This is a genomic window from Streptomyces sp. NPDC006691 (assembly GCF_042869955.1).
GTDB lineage: Bacteria > Actinomycetota > Actinomycetes > Streptomycetales > Streptomycetaceae > Streptomyces.
Map to the genome: position 1 here is coordinate 1 of NZ_JBIAGW010000015.1, position 17,491 is coordinate 17,491.

Below are 17,491 nucleotides of genomic sequence, written 5' to 3' on the forward strand. Positions count from 1 at the left end.
GCTCGCCGACCGCTACCGTGCCGGAGTCGTTCTGGCCTCGCTGATCCTCTGGCTCCGCGAAACCAGTTCGTGATCATTTGTCAGACACCCCCTAGCCCGGCCGAGATAGTCGGCGCCCTGGCGACTCTGAAGGGGGCAGCTGAAGCAACTCGGGGCGAGGGCAGGCCGCGGAGATAGGGGGTAATCCGGGTGGGGAGTCCTGGAGTTTTTCGCTCGCGACGGGCGGGCCGCTGGCTGGCCGGTGCGCACAAGCTGGGGCGTTTCGAAAACCAGGGTGGGCCGTTTGGTGGCTCTGCGCGCTAAGGCGCTGACCTGGGCCTCAAGGGTTTTCGACACATCCCACGGAGGCGTGCTGCCTGTGGCAGACCTGGACAGGGTAGCGGATGCGGATGGGGCGGTGGGGAGGCGGTCTGGTGGATGCCTCGCCGAGGGGGCTACGGTGGAGGCGCCCACCCGGGCGTCGCGGGGACCCGCCTGGCGAGGCCCCGGACCCTCAGGCGGGCTCGGGTGCCCGGTGCCGGGTGCCGGCGACCACGGCGGCGCCGATGACCGCGAGGCCCATCAGGACGCCGGCGAACACGGTCGCCCCGTTCGTCAGCCCCACGGCGTCGCTGAGGTAGCCGGCGGACACCGGCAGCGCGCCGGCGAAGACGTAACCGCCCACGTTGAGCGCCGCGTTCGCCTCGGCCAGCCGGTGCGGGGGAACGGCGGAGTTGAGCAGGGACAGGCCGCCCAGCTGTCCCATCCCCTGCCCGGCGCCGGCCAGCAGGGCGGAGGCGAGGAGTACGGGCACCGACGAGCTGTGCACGGCGACGGCGAGGGCGGCCATGCTCAGGGTGGTGCTGATCGCCCCGCTCATCAGGATGACGCGCCGGCGCAGCTTCTGGACGGCGAACTGCACGCCGGTGGCCGCGATGAACATGGCGAAGGCCATGACCCCGGCCAGCGCCCGGCTGGTGGTGCCGAGCAGTCCGGACAGGAGTGAGGGCCCGAGCGAGAGGACGAAGGAAGTGGCGGTGATGCCCGGGGCGAACACCGCTATGCCCAGGGCGAGTTGGAGGCCACTGCCCCGCGGTACGCCGGGCACGCGGACCCAGGAGCCCTTGGGGGGCGCGACGGGCCGCCGTACCGGCATGCGGAGTACGGCGAGGACCGCGGTGGCGAGCAGCGCGATCTCCACGACGAAGACGGTCGCGGTGGGGCCGGGGAGCGTCTCGGACAGGACGCCCGCGAGGAGGGGGCCGACGCCCGCGCCGAACACCATCGCGCACGAGGCCAGCAGGGCGCCGAGGCGCTTGCGGGCCGGACCGGCGACGTCGGTGACGGCGGCCATGCCGGCGGATACGACCGCGCCCACCGCGATACCGGTGAACAGGCGGGCCACGATCAGGGCGGGCACCGACGAGGCGGTCGCGAAGATCGCGCAGGCCGCGATGGCGAGGCCGAGCGCGGGCAGCAGCACGGGCTTGCGGCCGAGCCGGTCGGAGACCACGCCCGAGACGAGCAGGGAGCCGAGCAGCCCCACGATGTAGAACGCGAAGATCACGGTCAAGGTGCCCTTGGTGAAGCCGATGTCCCGCTGCCACAGCGCGTACAGCGGGGTCGCCGCGTTGGACAGGATGAACACGGCGGTCACCGGCCAGGCGGCCTGCCAGACCCACCGGGCGGGGGCCGTGACGGCCGCGGCCACCGGCCCCGCACCCGGTGCGGCCGGCATCCCGGCGTCCCGCGTCGGCGTTGGGCTTAGCACTCCACCAGTGGCGTGCGCGGGCACCGTTCGACTTTCCGGCATGGCCGTTCCCTCCGTCACGATCAGTACGAGTCGAGTCGAACTTAGCAGGCTGTACGATGAAACTCGTACAAGAGATTCGGGTGATGAGGAGTGGTGGCCCATGCCGGCGACGACGCGATCGGTGACTGCCGGCAAGGCGCAACCGGAACCCGCCGGGCTTCCGGCGCCCCTGGCCGAACCGGCCATCGGGGAGCTGAGGCTGGAGACGGTGCTCGGGGCGCTGAGTGATCCGCTGCGACTGCGGATCGTGCGCAAACTCCTCCTGGAATCGGAGGACTTCGACCACTCCTGCGGGTGGTTCGGCATCGACCGGCCCAAGTCCTCGCTCACCCATCACTTCAAGGCCCTGCGCGAGGCGGGCGTCACCAGGCAGCGCCAGTACGGCCTTGAGCGGCGCAGTCATGTGCGTGTCGACGACCTCAACGCACGCTTCCCCGGCCTCCTCGACCTCGTCGCGGCCTGGGCGCCGGCCGCCGAGTAAGGGCCCCCCGTCAGCCGCCCCGTCGGGGGTCGGTCACCGGGCCGTCCAGGCCGTCCACGGCAGGTTCCAGCCGTTGAGGCCGTTGTCGGGGGCGACCGTGCCGCCGCCCGCGGAATTCCGCACGATCACCACGTCGCCGAGGAGCGAGTTGGCGTAGAACCAGGCACCGGGGGACTGCGGGTCGCCGCCGCCCTGGGTGTCCTGGAGGCCGATGCAGCCGTGGCTGGTGGCCGAGCCGCCGAAGGTGGTGGGCGAGGCCCAGTAGTTGCCGTGGATGAACGTGCCGGAATTGGTGAGGCGTTGGGCGTGCGGCACGTCGGGGATGTTGTACTCGTCGCCGAGGCCCACCGTGGTGCTGTTCATCTTGGTCTGCCGGTCCTGCTCGCTGATGACCATCGTGCCGTTGTACGTGGCGTACTGGGGCCGGCCGGTGGAGACGGGCAGCCTTCTGAGGACGGCCCCGTTCTGCTGGACGGTCATCTCCTGGGTGGCCGCGTCCACCGTGGAGATCTGCTCGCGGCCCACCGTGAAGGAGAAGGTCTTGTCCTGAACTCCGTATACGCCCTTGGCCAGTTCGATCCCGTCGAAGTCGAAGGACACGGTCACCCTGGAGCCGGGCCTCCAGAACTCCTGCGGGCGGAAGTCGATGCGCTGGGTGCCGAACCAGTGGCCGACCGCCTGCTGCCCGCCGGTGGAGGTGATCCGCACGGCGGACTCGGCGGCCCCGCGGTCGGTGACAGGCTTGTCGAACCTGAACGACACCTCCATGCCGACGCCGACCGTGGAGGCGTCCTCGGGGGTGTAGAAGGCGACCGCCGAGTTGCTCGGGGAGACCGTCGTGAAGTGGGCGATCCTGGTGGCGCTCCGGCCGTCCGCGTCCTTCGCCTGGGCCGTCAGGACGTACGCCGTGCCGCGGGTCAGGTTCGCCGAGGGGCGCCAGGTGCGGCGGGCCGCGTCGAGCTCGCCGGGTACCGCCCGGCCGCCTTGGGCCGTCAGGGTGACGGAGGTGAAGGTGCCCTGGGTGACGCTCGCCCCGACGTCCTTCACGCCGATGCCGACGTGATCCGCGCCGTCCTTGGGCCGAGTGGTGATCTGCGCCTTCGAGACCGTGGGGCTCGGGCTCGGCGCGTCCTTCCCGCCGCCCCCCGATGAGCAGCCGGCCAGCGCCAGCGCGGCGGACGCGCACAGGGCGAGGAGCAGGCGGACGCGGGGGTGGCGGGCGCTCTTCGGGCCCGTGCGGCCCTTGCCCGTGGACGTGGTCCTCACCTGGAGGTCTCCCCTCTGGCGGCCTGTCGACCTGGGTGCCCGTTATGCGGGGTTATGCACCCTTCTTGTAGTGTGCGGTAACGCCCTGTTTGTACGCATGCGGAGTTCTGGGTCGCCGATGACCGCCGACGGACGGAGTCGAAGGATGACGTACGGACCCCGCCGGGGGCGGATAGCGCGGGCATCGCGGGCCGCCCGCGAACCGCGGATATCCCGTAGGGCCAGGATCCTGGTCTGCTCGCTCCTCGGGGTTCTGCTGCTCGCGGGCGGCGGCGCCGCCGCGTACACCTGGCACCGCCTCAACCACAACATCGGCAGCGTCGAGCTCGGCTCGCTGCTCACCCCGGCGGCCTCCGCCACCTCCGACCTCAACATCCTGGTCGTCGGCTCGGACTCGCGGGCCGGGAAGAACGCCTCGCGGGCGGGCGGCGGTGACGACACCGGGCGCTCCGACACCACCCTGCTGCTCCATGTGTACGGCGGCCGCAAGAAGGCGGCGCTCGTCAGCATTCCGCGCGACACCATCGTGAACCGCCCGGCCTGCGCGACCGCTTCCGGCCAGAAGGTGACGGCCCGCGAAGGGGTCATGTTCAACTCCGTGTACGAGACGGGTGGCGCCCGCTGCACGGTGGCCGCGGTCGAGTCGCTGAGCGGCGGACTGCGCGTCAACCATTACGTCGAGGTCGGCTTCGACGGCTTCGCCGAGCTGATGGACGCGGTCGGCGGCACCGACGTCACCCTGGTCAAGCCGATCGACGACAAGCAGAGCGGGATCCATCTGGCGGCCGGGAAGCACCACTTGAACGGCCAGCAGGCGCTCGACCTCGTCCGCACCCGGCACGGCGTGGGCAACGGCAGCGACCTCGGCCGGATCCAGCTCCAGCACCAGTTCCTCACCGCGCTGATCAGCAAGCTGTCGGGCCAGAACGTGCTCACCGATCCGGCCAGGCTGTTCGCGGCCGCCGACGCCGCGACGAAGTCCCTGACCACGGACTCCTCCCTGGCCCGCGTCGACAGCCTCGCGTCGCTCGCGTACTCGCTGAAGGGGATCGGCGCCGGGAGCGTGCAGATGGTCACCCTGCCGGCCCAGCTGGAGCAGGGCGACGAGGACCGTCTGGTGCCGGACGACGCCAAGGGGGCGAAGCTCTGGGCCGCGCTCAAGGCGGACCGGGCGGTGCCGGACGACGCGCTGACCGGTACGGCGTCGGGGCCGAACGGAATCGGCCAGATCGTGCGGCCGGGCTGACCCCGAGAGCGGTTGCGTTCTACATCGACCTTGACCGGGGCGGGGCCGCGGCATAGCGTCGGGCGCACTGGACTGAGCGAACGCTTAGGAGGGCTGCCCGTGGCGACGACAGGGGCGCAGGGCGGTGCGGCGGCGCGGTCGGCCGGGTCGCAATCGGCCGGGGCGCGATCGGGTGGGCCGGTGCCGGGTGGGGCGCGGCTGGACCAGGTGCCGGGTGGGCCGGTGCCGGACGGGGAGCGGTCGCAGTCGGGCGGGCCGGGTGTCGAGCCGGGGCGCGCCGAGGCACTGCTCACCGCGCCGGGTGCGCCGTTCGCCGTCGTACGCGGCGAGTCGGGCGTCCTGGAGTACGCGACCGGGCCGCGCACCCTGCGCGAGTTCGTCGAGACGGTGTGGGCCTTCGGGGAGCGGCCCTTCCTGGTCGCCGAGAACGGCGGCTACTCCTACGGGGAGTTCCTCGCCGCGTCCTGCGCTCTGGCCCGGCGCCTGGTCGACGTCTACGGGCTGCGTCCCGGCGATCGTGCCGCCATCGCCATGCGCAACCATCCGGAGTGGCAAGTCGCTTTCTGGGCCGCCCAGTTGGCGGGGCTTGTCGCGGTGCCGCTGAACGCGTGGTGGACCGCGGAGGAGTTCGCGTACGCCCTCGGCGACTGCACTCCGCGGGTGCTGCTCGTCGACGGTGAGCGTCTTGAGCGGGTGGCCGGGTGGGCCCGGGCGCACGGCGTGCGGGGCATGGTCTTCCACCACGAGGGCGACCTGCCCGAGGGGTTCGAGCGGTTCGCCGACCTCGACGAGCTGACCTCGCCCGATCCGGCCGCCGGGCCGCCCGACGTGGAGGTCGCGCCGGACGCGGACGCCACCATCATCTACACGTCCGGCACCACCGGCCGCCCCAAGGGCGCCGTCGCCACCCAGCTCGCGCAGGCCGGGGCGGCCATGAACCCCCGCTTCCAGGCGGCCGCGTCGATGCTGGGGCGCGGTGTGATTCCGGGGCAGGGCCCGGCCCCCGTCACTCTCATGACCTTCCCGTTCTTCCATGTCGCGGCGTTCACCTCGGTGTACGCGGCGATGGGGGCGGGCGGCACGCTCGTCCTCATGCGCAAATGGGACGCGGGGCGGGCGCTCGCGCTGATCCGCGAGCACGGGGTCACGCACTATGCCGGGGTGCCCTCGACGGCCCTCCAACTCCTGGACGCGGCCGAGGAGTCGGGGGACGGCCTGGAGAGCCTCGCCGCGCTCAACACGGGTGGCGCGGCGGCGCCGCCCGGACTCGTGGGGGGCCTCACCGCGCGGCACGGCTCGCGCATCGAGCCGCGCAACGGGTACGGGCTGACCGAGACGAGCGGGGGAGTCCTCGCCAACTACGGCGCCGAGTACCGGAGTTGGCCGACGAGCGCGGGGCGGCCCACGCCGGTGACGGAGGTGCGCATCGCCGGGCCGGGCGGGGTGCCGCTCGCCGACGGCGAGGTGGGCGAGCTGTGGCTGCGCGGCCAGTCCCTGGTGCGGGGGTACTGGAACGATCCCGCTGGTACGCAACTGGCCTTCCAGGACGGATGGTTCAGGACGGGGGACCTGGCGGTGCGGGACGACGCGGGGCGGGTCGGGATCGTCGACCGGATCAAGGACATGGTGATCCGGGGCGGCGAGAACGTGTACTGCGTGGAGGTGGAGGGGGTCCTCCACGACCACCCCGCGGTGCTCGACGCGGCGGTGCTCGGGGTTGCGCATCCGGTGCTCGGGGAGGAGGTGGCGGCGGTGGTCCAGGTGCGGCCGGGGGCCGCGGTGTCCCCGGAGGAGCTCCGGGACCACGTCCGGTCGGTGCTCGCGGGGTTCAAGGTGCCGGCGCGGGTGGTGGTGCGGGAGGGGGCTCTGCCGCGGAACGCGACGGGGAAGGTGCTGAAGCGGGAGCTCCGGGATGTTTTCCCACCCGCCCGCCCATGACTCCGGGCTGGCTGGTTCCGGCCCCTGGGGCGCCGCCCCAGACCCCGGGAGAGCCCCCGCCCCGCCCCTTCCCGAGACCCTCCGGGGGTGTGCGGGCCAAGGGGGCCCCATGAGGGGCTGAAACGCCTGATGCCGACCAGCACCTGGTCATTCCGGGTCGCCCACAGGGCGCGGGGCTGTGACATGTGCGCGGCTCCGCCGCGGTGGGCGCGACCTGTGGGCTCCGGGGCACCTACAGGGGCGCGGGGCTGTGACATGTGCGCGGCTCCGCCGCGGTGGGCGCGACCTGTGGGTTCTGGGTCACCTACAGGGGCGCGGGGCTGTGACATGTGCGCGGCTTCGCCGCGGTGGGCGCGACCTGTGGGTTCTGGGTCACCTACAGGGGTGCGGGGCTGTGACATGTGCGCGGCTTCGCCGCGGTGGGCGCGACCTGGGGGTTCTGGGTCACCTACAGGGGCGCGGGGCTGTGACATGTGCGCGGCTTCGCCGCGGTGCGCGCGACCTGTGGGTTCCGGGTCACCTACAGGGGCGCGGGGAACTGCGCCACCAGCCACGCACGGTGGGCGGGCGAAAGCGGGTTCAGGGGCGCGGGGAACGCCGCGAACAGCCCCCGTCGGCCCGCCCCGGCCCGCCCCGCCCATCGGCCCGCAGGCGGATGCGGGGCTGGGGGCCCGGACGTCGCCCTGGCGAAGCGTCAGGACTTGCTCACGCGTACGTGGTAGTTCCCCATCCCGTCCACCCCCGTCACGGCGACCCGCACCCCGCTCGCCCGGTCCACGAACGTCTCGCCCGTCGCGTACGGCGCGTCCGAGAGTTCGGCGTTGACGTTGGGGCGGCGGGTGCAGCCACCCGTGTTGGGGGTGCTGTCGGAGACGTTCACCGGGCCGCGGCCGGTGTCGACCGTCGCGTCCACCCGGTAGATCAGCACGCCCGGCTTGCAGACCGCCTCGTCGTTGCCGGCGCGGGTGCGCACCTCGATCGCGTAACCGCTGTCCTTCGACACCGGCACGAAGACCAGCTTCGGGCCGCCCTCCGTGGCCAGCGGGCTCAGGACGTAACTCTCGGGCCCGCTCCCCGTCGCACAGGACACCTGGCTGTTGTCGAGCCAGCCCAGCTTCCACTTGTGCCAGCCCAGCATGTCGTTGTTGGCGCCCCAGTCCTCGGACATGATGTCCCAGTGCCCGACGGCCCCGCCGCCCTGCGCGGTGTAGAGGTCGGGCAGCCCGAAGACATGGCCGTTCTCGTGCGGCAGCACCCGGTAGCCGGTCTCTCCGTAGGAGCCCGAGCCGTCGTCCTGGCGGCTGTAGACGAACGAGGTGTTCGAGAGCGGGACCCCGTCGGCGTAGGGCGCGTCCTCGTTGCCGGAGAACGTCACCGACAGGACCGTGTCCAGCGCGGAGGGGCCCGCGTTCGGGGTGACCAGGACGTTCACCAGGTCGTACTGCGAGAAGTTCACCCGTGTCCCGGCCGCCGCGATCATGTCCTGGACCAGGCGGTGATAGCCGGGCTCGTAGGGGGAGCCGCGCTCGATCCCGTACGCCGCGAACGACTTCGGCATGCGCAGCCAGTTCGGGATCGGGGCCTCGGCGCGGTAGTCGAGCCTGCCGTAGGAGGCGTTGCGGAACCAGTTGCTGGTCTGCGGGAAGAATTCCTTGTACCGGCTGAGCGCCGAGCCCGAGCCGACGGCGTCCGGGAAGTCGATCATGAGGGTGAGCGCGCGCACCGTGCCGGTGGAGTGCGCGTACCCGGGCGGGGTCGGCAGGCCCTCCGACATCTGGACGCCGAGGCCGGCCGGGATCCGGCAGGGGCCGAGGGCGTTCTCGCCGGGGGCGGCCACCGGGCCCGCGGAGGCGCGGCTGGCTATCGACAGGGTGGTGGAACCGGTGGTCAGCGCCGCGAGGGCGACCGACGCGAGGGCGGCGCCGAGAAAGCTGTTCCGGCGCCGATCGCGTATCCGGCGTCCTGGTGCCCGAGCCGGGCGGGACTGGCTGACGTCCTGCATGCGCACGCGCTCGCCTTCGGGTACGCGACAGCAGGCCGGTTCCTGGCTGCGCTCGTCTGATCACCCTGTGTCGGGCGTGTCGCGTGCGCTCGCTGAGTGGACCAAAGGTGGGTTTTTCCGGACATCCACCCGGGCGCCCGAAGTGTGACTCAGGTCACAGGAGCGCCGGGAAATAACCGGGGAAGGTTTCCCCGTTTGCACCTTCGTCGCCGCTAAACGGGGAGAGCTTCCCCGCTTGGGTCAGGTCCCGGGCGGCGAACCGGCCACGTAAAACCGATTGCGTGCCAGACCCGTCCCACCCAAGCTTGATCACGTACAAGAAGGAGCAGAGCCGTGCAGAGTGCCGCCGCCTCCGTCGCCGCAGAGCCCCGCCGCGCCCCGCGTCCGCGGGCCGACGCCCTGCGCAACCGGGAGCGGATCATCGCCGCCGCGCGCGAGATGTTCGTCGAGTACGGCGCCGAGCGCCCGCTGGACGAGATCGCGCGCCGGGCCGGCGTCGGCAACGCCACGATCTACCGGCACTTCACGGACCGCACGGAGCTCGTCACCAGCGTGGTGCTCTCCGTCATGGACCGGGTCTCGGCCCAGGCCGAGGCCGCCGCGGCCGAGGAGGCCGATCCCTTCGGCGCGCTGCGCCGCTTCGTGCACGCGGCGGCCGACGAGCGGATCGGGGCGCTCTGCCCGATGCTCTCCGACACCTTCAACCAGGACCACACCGAACTGAACGCGGCCCGCGAGCGCCTCGAACGCGATGTCGAGGGGCTGATGGCGCGGGCCCGCGCGGCGGGCCGGCTCCGCACCGACGTGGCCGTCGGCGACCTCATGGTCGCCCTCTCCCAGCTGACCAGGCCGCTGCCGGGCACCCCGTGCCCGAACATCGACCAGTTCGTCCACCGCCATCTGCAACTGTTCCTCGACGGGCTTCAGGCCCCGGCGCGGTCCGAGCTGCCGGGCAGTGCGGCGACCCTCGAAGATCTCCGGAAGTGTTGATCGCCCTCATTCCTCAACTGCGCTCAACGCGCCGTTAACGCACCGTAGTTGCAGTCCCGTTAGAACACTTTTGTCGGTAATCCGCGTCCCAAGGTGGCTACCCCCATGTCAAAAACAGTCGGTCTGGACAAGCCGGACCAGTTCTCCCTCGCCCCGGATCCCAGTCGCTGGAAGGCGCTCGCCTTCATAGCCCTGGCCCAGCTGATGGTCGTCCTCGACGCGACCATCGTGAACATCGCGCTGCCCTCCGCGCAGCACGCGCTGCACATCAGTGACGCCAACAAGCAGTGGGTCATCACGGCCTACGCGCTCGCGTTCGGCGGCCTCCTCCTGTTCGGCGGGCGCATCGCCGACCTGTGGGGCCGCAAGCGCACCTTCGTCGTCGGCCTGCTCGGCTTCGCCGCGGCCTCCGCGCTCGGTGGCGCCGCCACCGGCGAGGCGATGCTGCTCGGCTCGCGCGCGCTCCAGGGCGCCTTCGGCGCACTGCTCGCGCCGGCCGCCCTGTCGCTGCTCGCGGTGATGTTCACCGACGCCAAGGAGCGCGCCAAGGCGTTCGGCATCTACGGTGCGATCGCCGGTGGCGGCGGCGCCGTGGGCCTGATCCTCGGCGGCTTCCTCACCGAGTACCTGAACTGGCGCTGGACCTTCTTCGTCAACATCCCGTTCGCGATCGTCGCGGCCGTCGGCGCCTACCTCGTCATCCGCGAGCCGGCCGGCACCCGCAACCGCTCGCCGCTCGACGTCCCCGGCGTGATCCTGTCGACCACCGGCCTCGTCGCCCTCGTCTACGGCTTCACCCGCGCCGAGTCGGCCGGCTGGTCGGACGCGCTGACCATCTCGATGTTCATCGCCTCCGCGGTGCTGCTCGCGACCTTCGTCGCCGTCGAGTCCAAGGTGCGTCACCCGCTGCTGCCGCTGCGCGTCATCACCAACCGCAACCGCGGTGGCGTCTACCTCTCGCTCGGCCTCGCGATCATCGCGATGTTCGGCCTGTTCCTCTTCCTCACCTACTACCTCCAGGTCGTGCAGGGCTTCTCGCCGGTCAAGACGGGCTTCGCGTTCCTGCCCATGATCGCGGGCATGATCACCGGCTCCACCCAGATCGGCGCCCGCCTGATGACCCGCGTGCCGCCGCGGCTGCTCATGGGCCCCGGCTTCCTGACCGCCGCGGTCGGCATGCTGCTGCTCACCCAGCTGGACATCCACACGTCGTACGCCGGTGTGATCCTGCCCGCGCAGATCCTGCTCGGCCTCGGCATGGGCACCGCCTTCATGCCCGCCATGTCGCTCGCCACCATCGGTGTCGAGCCGCGTGACGCGGGTGTGGCCTCCGCGATGGTCAACACCTCGCAGCAGGTCGGCGGCGCCATCGGCACGGCCCTGCTCAACACCATCGCCGCCTCGGCGACCACGGCCTACGTCACCGGCCACATGGCGCTCGGCGCCACCAACCCGGAGCTCCTGAAGCTCCAGGCGATGGTGCACGGCTTCACGGCCGCCATCTGGTGGGCCGTCGGCATCCTGGCGGCCGCCGCCGTCATCGCCGTCACGCTCATCAACACCGGTCGCCCCGGCGGGAGTTCGGTGGCCGGACCGGGCGCCGGCGAGGACGCCGAGGACGAGGTGCGCATCCCGGTGGTCGCGCACTGACCCCCCGGTAGCACCCCGGACGCAACGACCTGCCCTGGCCCCGCTGTTCTCAGCGGAGCCAGGGCAGGTCCGCTTTGGCGTCGGTGGGCTGGAGGCCCTGGGCCATCACCCGCATGATCTCGCCGAGCTGGTCCACCTGGGCCGGGGAGAGCCGGTCGAACATCGCCTGCCGCACGGCGGCCACATGCCCGGGCGCGGTCCGCTCCAGGACCCCGTAGCCCGCGTCGGTGAGGATCGCGAGCTGGCCCCGCTTGTCCGAGGGGCAGTCCTCGCGCCGGATCCACCCGTTCTTCTCCAGGCGCGTCACGGCGTGCGAGAGCCGGGACCGGGTGATCTTGGAGTTCTTGGCCAGCTCGGTCATCCGCATACGGCGGCGGGGGGCCTGCGAGAGCTGCACGAGCAGCCCGTAATAGATGTGCGGCATCCCGGCGTCGCGCTGGAGCTGGCGGTCGAGGTGGTCTTCGAGGAGCCGGGTGGCGTGGAGATAGGCGCGCCAGGTGCGCTGCTCCTCGTCGCTGAGCCAGTTAGGTGCCGAGGTCATGCATCTACTGTACGGACCTTTCTTGAAAGTTGAACTAGCTGGAGTTAGGCTGTCCTAAGACGCTTGAGAGTTCAAGCAAAAGCCTGGCCGTCAGACCCGCCGGCCGGCCCGTGCGAGTGAGCCGGAGAGTCCGCCATGACCGTCGCCCGCCCCGAGCGCATGCCCGCCCTGTACCTCTCGCACGGCGCCCCGCCGCTCGCCGACGACCCGCTGTGGCCCGCCGAGCTGGCGGCCTGGTCGGCGGACCTGCCCCGGCCGACGGCCGTCCTGATGGTCTCCGCGCACTGGGAGGAGGCCCCGCTCGCGCTCGGCGCCACCGAGACCGTGCCGCTCGTGTACGACTTCTGGGGCTTCCCCGAGCACTACTACCAGGTGCGGTACGCCGCGCCCGGCGCACCTCGACTGGCCGACTCCGTACGCAAGTTGCTGCGCGCTCCCGGCATGCCCGTGCAGGACATCCCGGACCGCGGGCTCGACCACGGCGCCTACGTCCCGCTCGTCGAGATGTTCCCCGACGCCGACGTCCCGGTGTTGCAGATCTCCCTGCCGACGCTCGACCCGCGACGGCTCTACGAGATCGGCCGCACGCTCGCGCCGCTGCGCGACGAGGGCGTGCTCATCGTCGGCAGCGGATTCTTCACCCACAACCTGGCCGCGCTGCGCCAGCCCGGCGGTCAAGTGCCCAGCTGGTCGGCCGAGTTCGACGACTGGGGCGCGCGGGCGCTCGCCGCGGCCGATGTGGACGCGCTGCTCGACTTCGAGCACAAGGCGCCGGCCGGGCGCCTCGCCCACCCCCGCACCGAGCACTTCGCCCCGCTGTTCGTGACGATGGGCGCGAGCGAGGGCGAGCCGGGCGGGGCGCGCAGCGTCATCGACGGGTTCTGGATGGGGCTCGCGAAGCGGTCGGTGCAGTACGGCTGAGGCGGGCCGGGGTGAACAGGGGCGCGGCTCAAGGAGGTTGCGCCCCTCGCGTGCGTCCTGGACCGGCGTCCGGGACCGGCCCCGCCGGGCGGCGCCTAGTGCTCCCCGAGCTCCTTCTCGTACCAGGTCACGTCCCAGTAGCGGCCGAACTTGCGGCCCACCTCGCGGTAGGTGCCCACGTGCGCGAAGCCGAAGCGCTCGTGCAGCCGGACCGAGGCTTCGTTCGGCAGCGCGATCCCGGCGTAGGCGCGGTGCACGTCCTCGGCGGCCAGGGCGGCGAAGAGCGAGCGGTACAGCAGAGCGCCCACGCCCCGGCCGGTCGCTTCCGGCGCGCAGTACACGCTCACCTCCACGGAGGTCGCGTACGCGGGCTTCGCCCGGAACGGGCTGCTCGTCGCGTAGCCCAGGATGCCGCGCTGTCCGACAAATCGGTCATCGTGAGCAACCAGAAGGCGGTGCGGGCCGTCTTCAGGATGGGAGTGCAGCCACGGACGGCGCTGTTCGGCGGTGAAGGCGACCGTGTCGAATGTGATGGCGGTCTCACGGATGGAGTGGTTGTAAAGGTCTGTGAGAGCCCCCAGGTCGTCCTCCACACCCGCTCTGACCTGCACCTCTGTACGTTCCTGCGGCACCTGACCCCCTCCCGTGGCGGCACAGGGTACTGCATGATCACGAAAATCGATGGGCGGGACGGGAATTCTGTCCGGATTCCAGCCGTTGTTTCCATCGGATGCAGGGCACCCGGGAGGGTGTCGCGACCACTCAGTAAGGGAGCACGCATGGCAACCCGCGCCGTCGCCCGCCGACAGTCCGCCACCGGCGGTTCAGAGTCGGGAAGCAGGGTCCGCGCAGTCAGCGGTGAGATCGCCGACCGCGACCTGGTCGGTATGTACCTCGACGAAATCGCGCGTACGCCGCTGCTCGACGCCGCCAAGGAGGTCGAGCTCTCGCAGACCATCGAGGCCGGTGTGTACGCACGCCAGATCCTCGACGGCGAGGTGCAGAGCAAGGCGGCAGGAGCCTCTCCGGAGGAGCTGGAGGCGCTGTACGCCGCCGGTGAGCGCGCCAAGGACCTGTTCATCCGATCCAACCTCCGCCTGGTCGTAGCCGTCGCCCGGCGCTACCCGAGGGCCGGTCTGCCGCTCCTCGACCTGATCCAGGAGGGCAACGCCGGCCTGGTGCGCGCGGTCGAGAAGTTCGACTACGCCAAGGGCTTCAAGTTCTCCACGTACGCCACCTGGTGGATCCGCCAGGCCATCACCCGCTCCATCGCCGACCAGTCCCGCACCATCCGGCTGCCCGTGCACCTGGTGGAGGAGCTGGGCCGCATCCGCCGGGTCCAGCGCGAGTTCAACCGGGAGAACGGGCGCGACCCCGAGCACACGGAGATCGCCGCCGAGCTGGGCTCCACGCCCGAGCGCGTCGGTGACGTCCTGGACTGGGCGCGCGACCCGGTCTCGCTCAACATGCCGGTCGACGACCAGGGCGAGACCCAGTTCGGCGACCTCCTGGAGGACACCTCCGCCGTCTCGCCCGAGCAGTCCGTGCTGACGCTGCTGCGCAGCGAGGAGCTGGACGACCTGATCGGCAAGCTCGATCAGCGCACCGCGTCGATCATCAAGATGCGTTACGGCATCGACGACGGTCGGGAGCGTACGCTGACAGAGGTGGGCAAGGAACACGGTCTGACCCGCGAGAGGATTCGTCAGATCGAGAAGCACGCCTTGCTCGAACTGAAGAAGATGGCCCGCGACACGGGCTTCGACGCGGCGGCCTAGGCCCCGCCCCCCAAAGACGAGCTCCGGCACCCTCCCCCCCCTGGTGCTGGGGCTCCCGGCCCCGGCACCTTCCCCCCCTGGTGTCGGGGCCCCTCTCTTGTCCGCGCCCTTCGCGCCCTTCGCGCCTTCCGCGCCTTCCGTGAGTTCGTGCTTTCTGGTCCTGCGGCTCACTCCTCGCCGCCGCCCGCGGTGGCCCGGGTCAGGCGCTCGCCCAGCTCGTGCAGATAGCCCGTCATGGCGGGCGGCCCGTTGACGGTGAACTCGCAGTCGACCAGGGCGAGCCGCAGCGCCACCCACTCCAGTGAGTCGGTGCACGAGGTGCGCAGGCGGCAGCGCCCGGCGTCCAGGGGCTCGGGCGCGCCGAGCGTCGAGGGCAGGCGGGCGGTCACGAAGTCGGCCGGCGCCTCGAAGGTGACGTCCACGTCGAGGACGGGCTGTAGCCGGTTCATGGAGTTGCGCACGAACTCCGCCGCGTTCGCCTCGGGCAGCTCGCGCGGCGCGAAGCGGGCCCCGGTCGCGAACGGCTCGGCGACCCGGTCGACCCGGAACGTACGCCAGTCGCCGCGCTCCACGTCGTACGCCACCAGGTACCACCGGCGCCCCGTCGATACCAGGCGGTACGGCTCGACCAGGCGTTTGGTGGCGGTGCCGTCGCCCGAGACGTAGCCGAAGCGGAGCCGCTCCTCGCCGGTGACGGCGGAGGCGAGCGTGGTCAGGGTGCGCGGGTCCACCGTGGCGCCGTCCCCGCGCCAGGGCCCGGCCAGCGGCATCGTCGCCGCCTGGAGGCTCGCGACGCGGTGGCGCAGCCGCGAGGGCAGGACCTGCTCCAGCTTGGCGAGCGCCCGCACCGAGGCCTCGTCCACGCCGTCCACCGCATGGCCCGCGCCCGCCCGCAGCCCCACCGCGATGGCCACCGCCTCCTCGTCGTCCAGGACCAGCGGCGGCATCGCCTTGCCCGCCACGAGCCGGTAGCCGCCGTCGGCGCCGCGGGCCGCCTGGACGGGATAGCCGAGCTCGCGCAGCCGGTCGATGTCGCGCCGCACCGTGCGCCGCGAGACCCCGAGCCGGTCGGCGAGCTCGCCGCCGGGCCACTCGCGCGGGGTCTGGAGCAGGGAGAGCAGTTGCAGCAGCCGTGCCGGGGTGTCGGTCATGTCATCCAGGATGCCCGGCCAAAGAGGACACGCTCTGTCCTATAGGGGGCCTAACTTTCTTCCCATGACCTCCACACCGACCAGCAGCACCCCAGAGACCGCGGTGAGCGCCGCAGCGGACCGCCGACGGTGGTTCGCCCTGGCCATCGTGATGACCGCGGCCTTCATGGACCTGGTCGACGTCACCATCGTCAACATCGCCATCCCCTCCATCCAGAAGGACACCGGGGCGAGCTTCTCCTCGATCCAGTGGATAACCGCCGGCTACGCGCTCGCGTTCGCGGCGGGTCTGATCACCGGCGGCCGGCTGGGCGACATCCACGGCCGCAAGAAGCTCTTCCTGCTCGGCATCGGCGGCTTCACGCTCGCCTCGGCGCTGTGCGGCTTCGCCGCCAACCCCGAGATGCTGGTCGCCTCCCGCATCCTTCAGGGCGCCATGGCGGCCATGATGGTGCCGCAGGTCCTCTCGATCGTGCACGCCACCTTCCCCGCGCACGAGCGCGGCAAGGTGTTCGGCCTGTTCGGCGCGGTCGTCGGTCTCGGCGCGGTGTCCGGGCCGCTGCTCGGCGCGCTGCTCACCGAGTGGAACCTGTTCGGTCTGGAGTGGCGCCCGATCTTCCTGATCAACCTGCCGGTCGGCATCGCGGGCCTGATCCTCGGCACCAAGTTCATCAGCGAGTCCAAGGCGCCCAGGGCCCTCAGGCTCGACATCGCGGGCGTGGTCCTGGTCACGCTCGGCCTGCTCATGCTGCTCTACCCGCTGACCCGGGGCCGCGAGCTCGGCTGGCCGCTGTGGGGCTACCTCTCCATGGCCGGCAGTGTGGTGGTCTTCGCCGGCCTCATCGCGTACGAGCGGATGAAGGCGCGGCGGGACGGCTCCCCGCTCATCGAGCTGTCGCTGTTCAAGGTGAAGAGCTTCGCGGCGGGCATCGCCGTGCAGGCCACGTTCGGGGTCGGGCTCGGCATCTTCTTCCTGGTGTGGACGCTCTACATGCAGATAGGCCTCGGCTGGAGCGCCCTGCGCGCGGGCCTGACCGGCGTGCCCTTCTCGATCGCGGTGTCGGTGGCGGCCGGTCTGTCCGTGCAGAAGCTCGTCCCGCGCTTCGGCCGCAAGGTGCTCCAGGCGGGCGCCCTGACGATGGTCGCCGGACTCCTGATCTACATCTGGGAGGCCGATCACTACGGCATGGCCATCGCCTCCTGGCAGATGGCGCTGCCGCTGGTCGTGATGGGGATCGGCATGGGCCTCATCGTCGCCCCGCTCACCGACGCGGTGCTCTCCGAGGTGCCCAAGGAGCACTCGGGTTCGGCCTCCGGCCTCATCAACACCGTGCAGCAGATGGGCAACGCGCTCGGCCTCGGCCTGGTGTCGGTGGTCTTCTTCGGCTCGATCGGCGACGGTCTCGTACCGCCGCAGCTGAACCAGGCCTTCGTGGACGGCTTCGAGCACTCGCTCTGGTACGTGGCGGGGGTGCTGGCGGTGATCTTCGTGGTGATGTTCGCGCTGCCGGCCCGGCCGCAGCAGCATGTCGAGGGTGCGGTCGACGAGGCCGAGCTGCTCGACCTCGCGAAGTCGGCCCAGCCGGTCTGATCCCTCGCGCGCGATGGCCCCGCACCTTCCGAGGTGCGGGGCCATCGGTGTGCCCGGGGGCGGGCCCGGGGGCTGGGCGGGTGCGGAAGGCTCGGCTCCTCGGGGCTGCGCCCCGGACCCCGGTGTGCCCGGGGGCTGCGCCCG

The 17,491-nt window shown here is 71.7% G+C and carries 14 protein-coding genes; 8 read left to right on the forward strand and 6 right to left on the reverse strand.

Translation table 11 applies throughout. The features are described from left to right. Positions 1-493 precede the first annotated feature (493 nt). Positions 494-1,717 (reverse strand): MFS transporter, encoded by a 1,224-nt coding sequence (locus tag ACFYNP_RS27655; RefSeq protein WP_388789081.1) that lies wholly within the window; start codon positions 1,715-1,717, stop codon positions 494-496. 175 nt (positions 1,718-1,892) lie between these two features. Here ACFYNP_RS27655 and ACFYNP_RS27660 point away from each other — a divergent pair, with 175 nt between their 5' ends. Beyond that, on the forward strand, positions 1,893-2,273 hold the full coding sequence (locus ACFYNP_RS27660; protein ID WP_388789084.1) for an ArsR/SmtB family transcription factor: 381 nt from the start codon (positions 1,893-1,895) through the stop codon (positions 2,271-2,273). 33 nt (positions 2,274-2,306) lie between these two features. Here the strand turns inward: ACFYNP_RS27660 and ACFYNP_RS27665 are convergent, their stop codons facing one another. Further along, positions 2,307-3,539 (reverse strand): Ig-like domain-containing protein, encoded by a 1,233-nt coding sequence (locus tag ACFYNP_RS27665; protein ID WP_388789088.1) that lies wholly within the window; start codon positions 3,537-3,539, stop codon positions 2,307-2,309. Between the two features lie 145 nt (positions 3,540-3,684). Here ACFYNP_RS27665 and ACFYNP_RS27670 point away from each other — a divergent pair, with 145 nt between their 5' ends. Together ACFYNP_RS27670 and ACFYNP_RS27675 are read left to right on the forward strand one after the other, a co-directional pair. After that, the gene (locus ACFYNP_RS27670) at positions 3,685-4,785 is read left to right on the forward strand and encodes an LCP family protein (RefSeq protein ID WP_388789089.1); all 1,101 of its coding nucleotides are present in this window, start codon (positions 3,685-3,687) and stop codon (positions 4,783-4,785) included. A gap of 222 nt (positions 4,786-5,007) precedes the next feature. Next, positions 5,008-6,723, forward strand: a complete 1,716-nt coding sequence (locus tag ACFYNP_RS27675) for a class I adenylate-forming enzyme family protein (protein WP_388789305.1) — start codon at positions 5,008-5,010, stop codon at positions 6,721-6,723. A 694-nt stretch (positions 6,724-7,417) separates the two neighbouring features. Here the strand turns inward: ACFYNP_RS27675 and ACFYNP_RS27680 are convergent. Next, positions 7,418-8,725 carry a M6 family metalloprotease domain-containing protein gene (locus ACFYNP_RS27680; protein WP_388420029.1) on the reverse strand — a complete coding sequence of 436 codons (1,308 nt, stop codon included), beginning with the start codon at positions 8,723-8,725 and terminating at the stop codon, positions 7,418-7,420. Positions 8,726-9,058: 333 nt separating this feature from the next. On the opposite strand from ACFYNP_RS27680, the gene ACFYNP_RS27685 reads away from it, so the two are divergent. Both ACFYNP_RS27685 and ACFYNP_RS27690 read left to right on the forward strand, forming a co-directional pair. Then, positions 9,059-9,715: a TetR/AcrR family transcriptional regulator gene (locus ACFYNP_RS27685; RefSeq protein WP_388789091.1), complete on the forward strand. Its 657-nt coding sequence runs from the start codon at positions 9,059-9,061 to the stop codon at positions 9,713-9,715. A 105-nt stretch (positions 9,716-9,820) separates the two neighbouring features. Next, on the forward strand, positions 9,821-11,365 hold the full coding sequence (locus ACFYNP_RS27690; RefSeq protein ID WP_388419944.1) for an MFS transporter: 1,545 nt from the start codon (positions 9,821-9,823) through the stop codon (positions 11,363-11,365). 49 nt (positions 11,366-11,414) lie between these two features. On the opposite strand, the gene ACFYNP_RS27695 is transcribed toward ACFYNP_RS27690, so the two are convergent. After that, a complete protein-coding gene (locus tag ACFYNP_RS27695; RefSeq protein ID WP_388789093.1) occupies positions 11,415-11,906 on the reverse strand; it encodes a MarR family winged helix-turn-helix transcriptional regulator in 492 nt (163 codons plus the stop codon). 135 nt (positions 11,907-12,041) lie between these two features. Between ACFYNP_RS27695 and ACFYNP_RS27700 the strand changes: the two genes are divergently transcribed. Continuing rightward, positions 12,042-12,827, forward strand: a complete 786-nt coding sequence (locus ACFYNP_RS27700) for a dioxygenase (protein ID WP_388789096.1) — start codon at positions 12,042-12,044, stop codon at positions 12,825-12,827. Between the two features lie 95 nt (positions 12,828-12,922). Here the strand turns inward: ACFYNP_RS27700 and ACFYNP_RS27705 are convergent, their stop codons facing one another. Continuing rightward, positions 12,923-13,459 carry a GNAT family N-acetyltransferase gene (locus ACFYNP_RS27705; protein WP_388789098.1) on the reverse strand — a complete coding sequence of 179 codons (537 nt, stop codon included), beginning with the start codon at positions 13,457-13,459 and terminating at the stop codon, positions 12,923-12,925. A gap of 147 nt (positions 13,460-13,606) precedes the next feature. Between ACFYNP_RS27705 and ACFYNP_RS27710 the strand changes: the two genes are divergently transcribed. Beyond that, complete coding sequence (locus ACFYNP_RS27710) at positions 13,607-14,605, forward strand: RNA polymerase sigma factor RpoD/SigA (protein WP_161244495.1); 999 nt, start codon at positions 13,607-13,609, stop codon at positions 14,603-14,605. Between the two features lie 167 nt (positions 14,606-14,772). Here ACFYNP_RS27710 and ACFYNP_RS27715 read toward each other — a convergent pair whose 3' ends face one another. Next, positions 14,773-15,756 (reverse strand): helix-turn-helix transcriptional regulator, encoded by a 984-nt coding sequence (locus ACFYNP_RS27715; RefSeq protein ID WP_388789101.1) that lies wholly within the window; start codon positions 15,754-15,756, stop codon positions 14,773-14,775. 64 nt (positions 15,757-15,820) lie between these two features. On the opposite strand from ACFYNP_RS27715, the gene ACFYNP_RS27720 reads away from it, so the two are divergent. After that, positions 15,821-17,347, forward strand: a complete 1,527-nt coding sequence (locus ACFYNP_RS27720; protein ID WP_388789104.1) for an MFS transporter — start codon at positions 15,821-15,823, stop codon at positions 17,345-17,347. Positions 17,348-17,491 lie beyond the last annotated feature (144 nt).

Bases quoted from the DNA above. Each gene is read 5' to 3' on its own strand.
- ACFYNP_RS27655 (WP_388789081.1), bottom strand. From the start codon at position 1,717: ATGCCGGCCGCACCGGGTGCGGGGCCGGTGGCCGCGGCCGTCACGGCC.
- ACFYNP_RS27660 (WP_388789084.1), top strand. From the start codon at position 1,893: ATGCCGGCGACGACGCGATCGGTGACTGCCGGCAAGGCGCAACCGGAA.
- ACFYNP_RS27670 (WP_388789089.1), top strand. From the start codon at position 3,685: ATGACGTACGGACCCCGCCGGGGGCGGATAGCGCGGGCATCGCGGGCC.
- ACFYNP_RS27680 (WP_388420029.1), bottom strand. From the start codon at position 8,725: ATGCAGGACGTCAGCCAGTCCCGCCCGGCTCGGGCACCAGGACGCCGG.
- ACFYNP_RS27690 (WP_388419944.1), top strand. From the start codon at position 9,821: ATGTCAAAAACAGTCGGTCTGGACAAGCCGGACCAGTTCTCCCTCGCC.
- ACFYNP_RS27695 (WP_388789093.1), bottom strand. From the start codon at position 11,906: ATGACCTCGGCACCTAACTGGCTCAGCGACGAGGAGCAGCGCACCTGG.
- ACFYNP_RS27700 (WP_388789096.1), top strand. From the start codon at position 12,042: ATGACCGTCGCCCGCCCCGAGCGCATGCCCGCCCTGTACCTCTCGCAC.
- ACFYNP_RS27710 (WP_161244495.1), top strand. From the start codon at position 13,607: ATGGCAACCCGCGCCGTCGCCCGCCGACAGTCCGCCACCGGCGGTTCA.
- ACFYNP_RS27715 (WP_388789101.1), bottom strand. From the start codon at position 15,756: ATGACCGACACCCCGGCACGGCTGCTGCAACTGCTCTCCCTGCTCCAG.
- ACFYNP_RS27720 (WP_388789104.1), top strand. From the start codon at position 15,821: ATGACCTCCACACCGACCAGCAGCACCCCAGAGACCGCGGTGAGCGCC.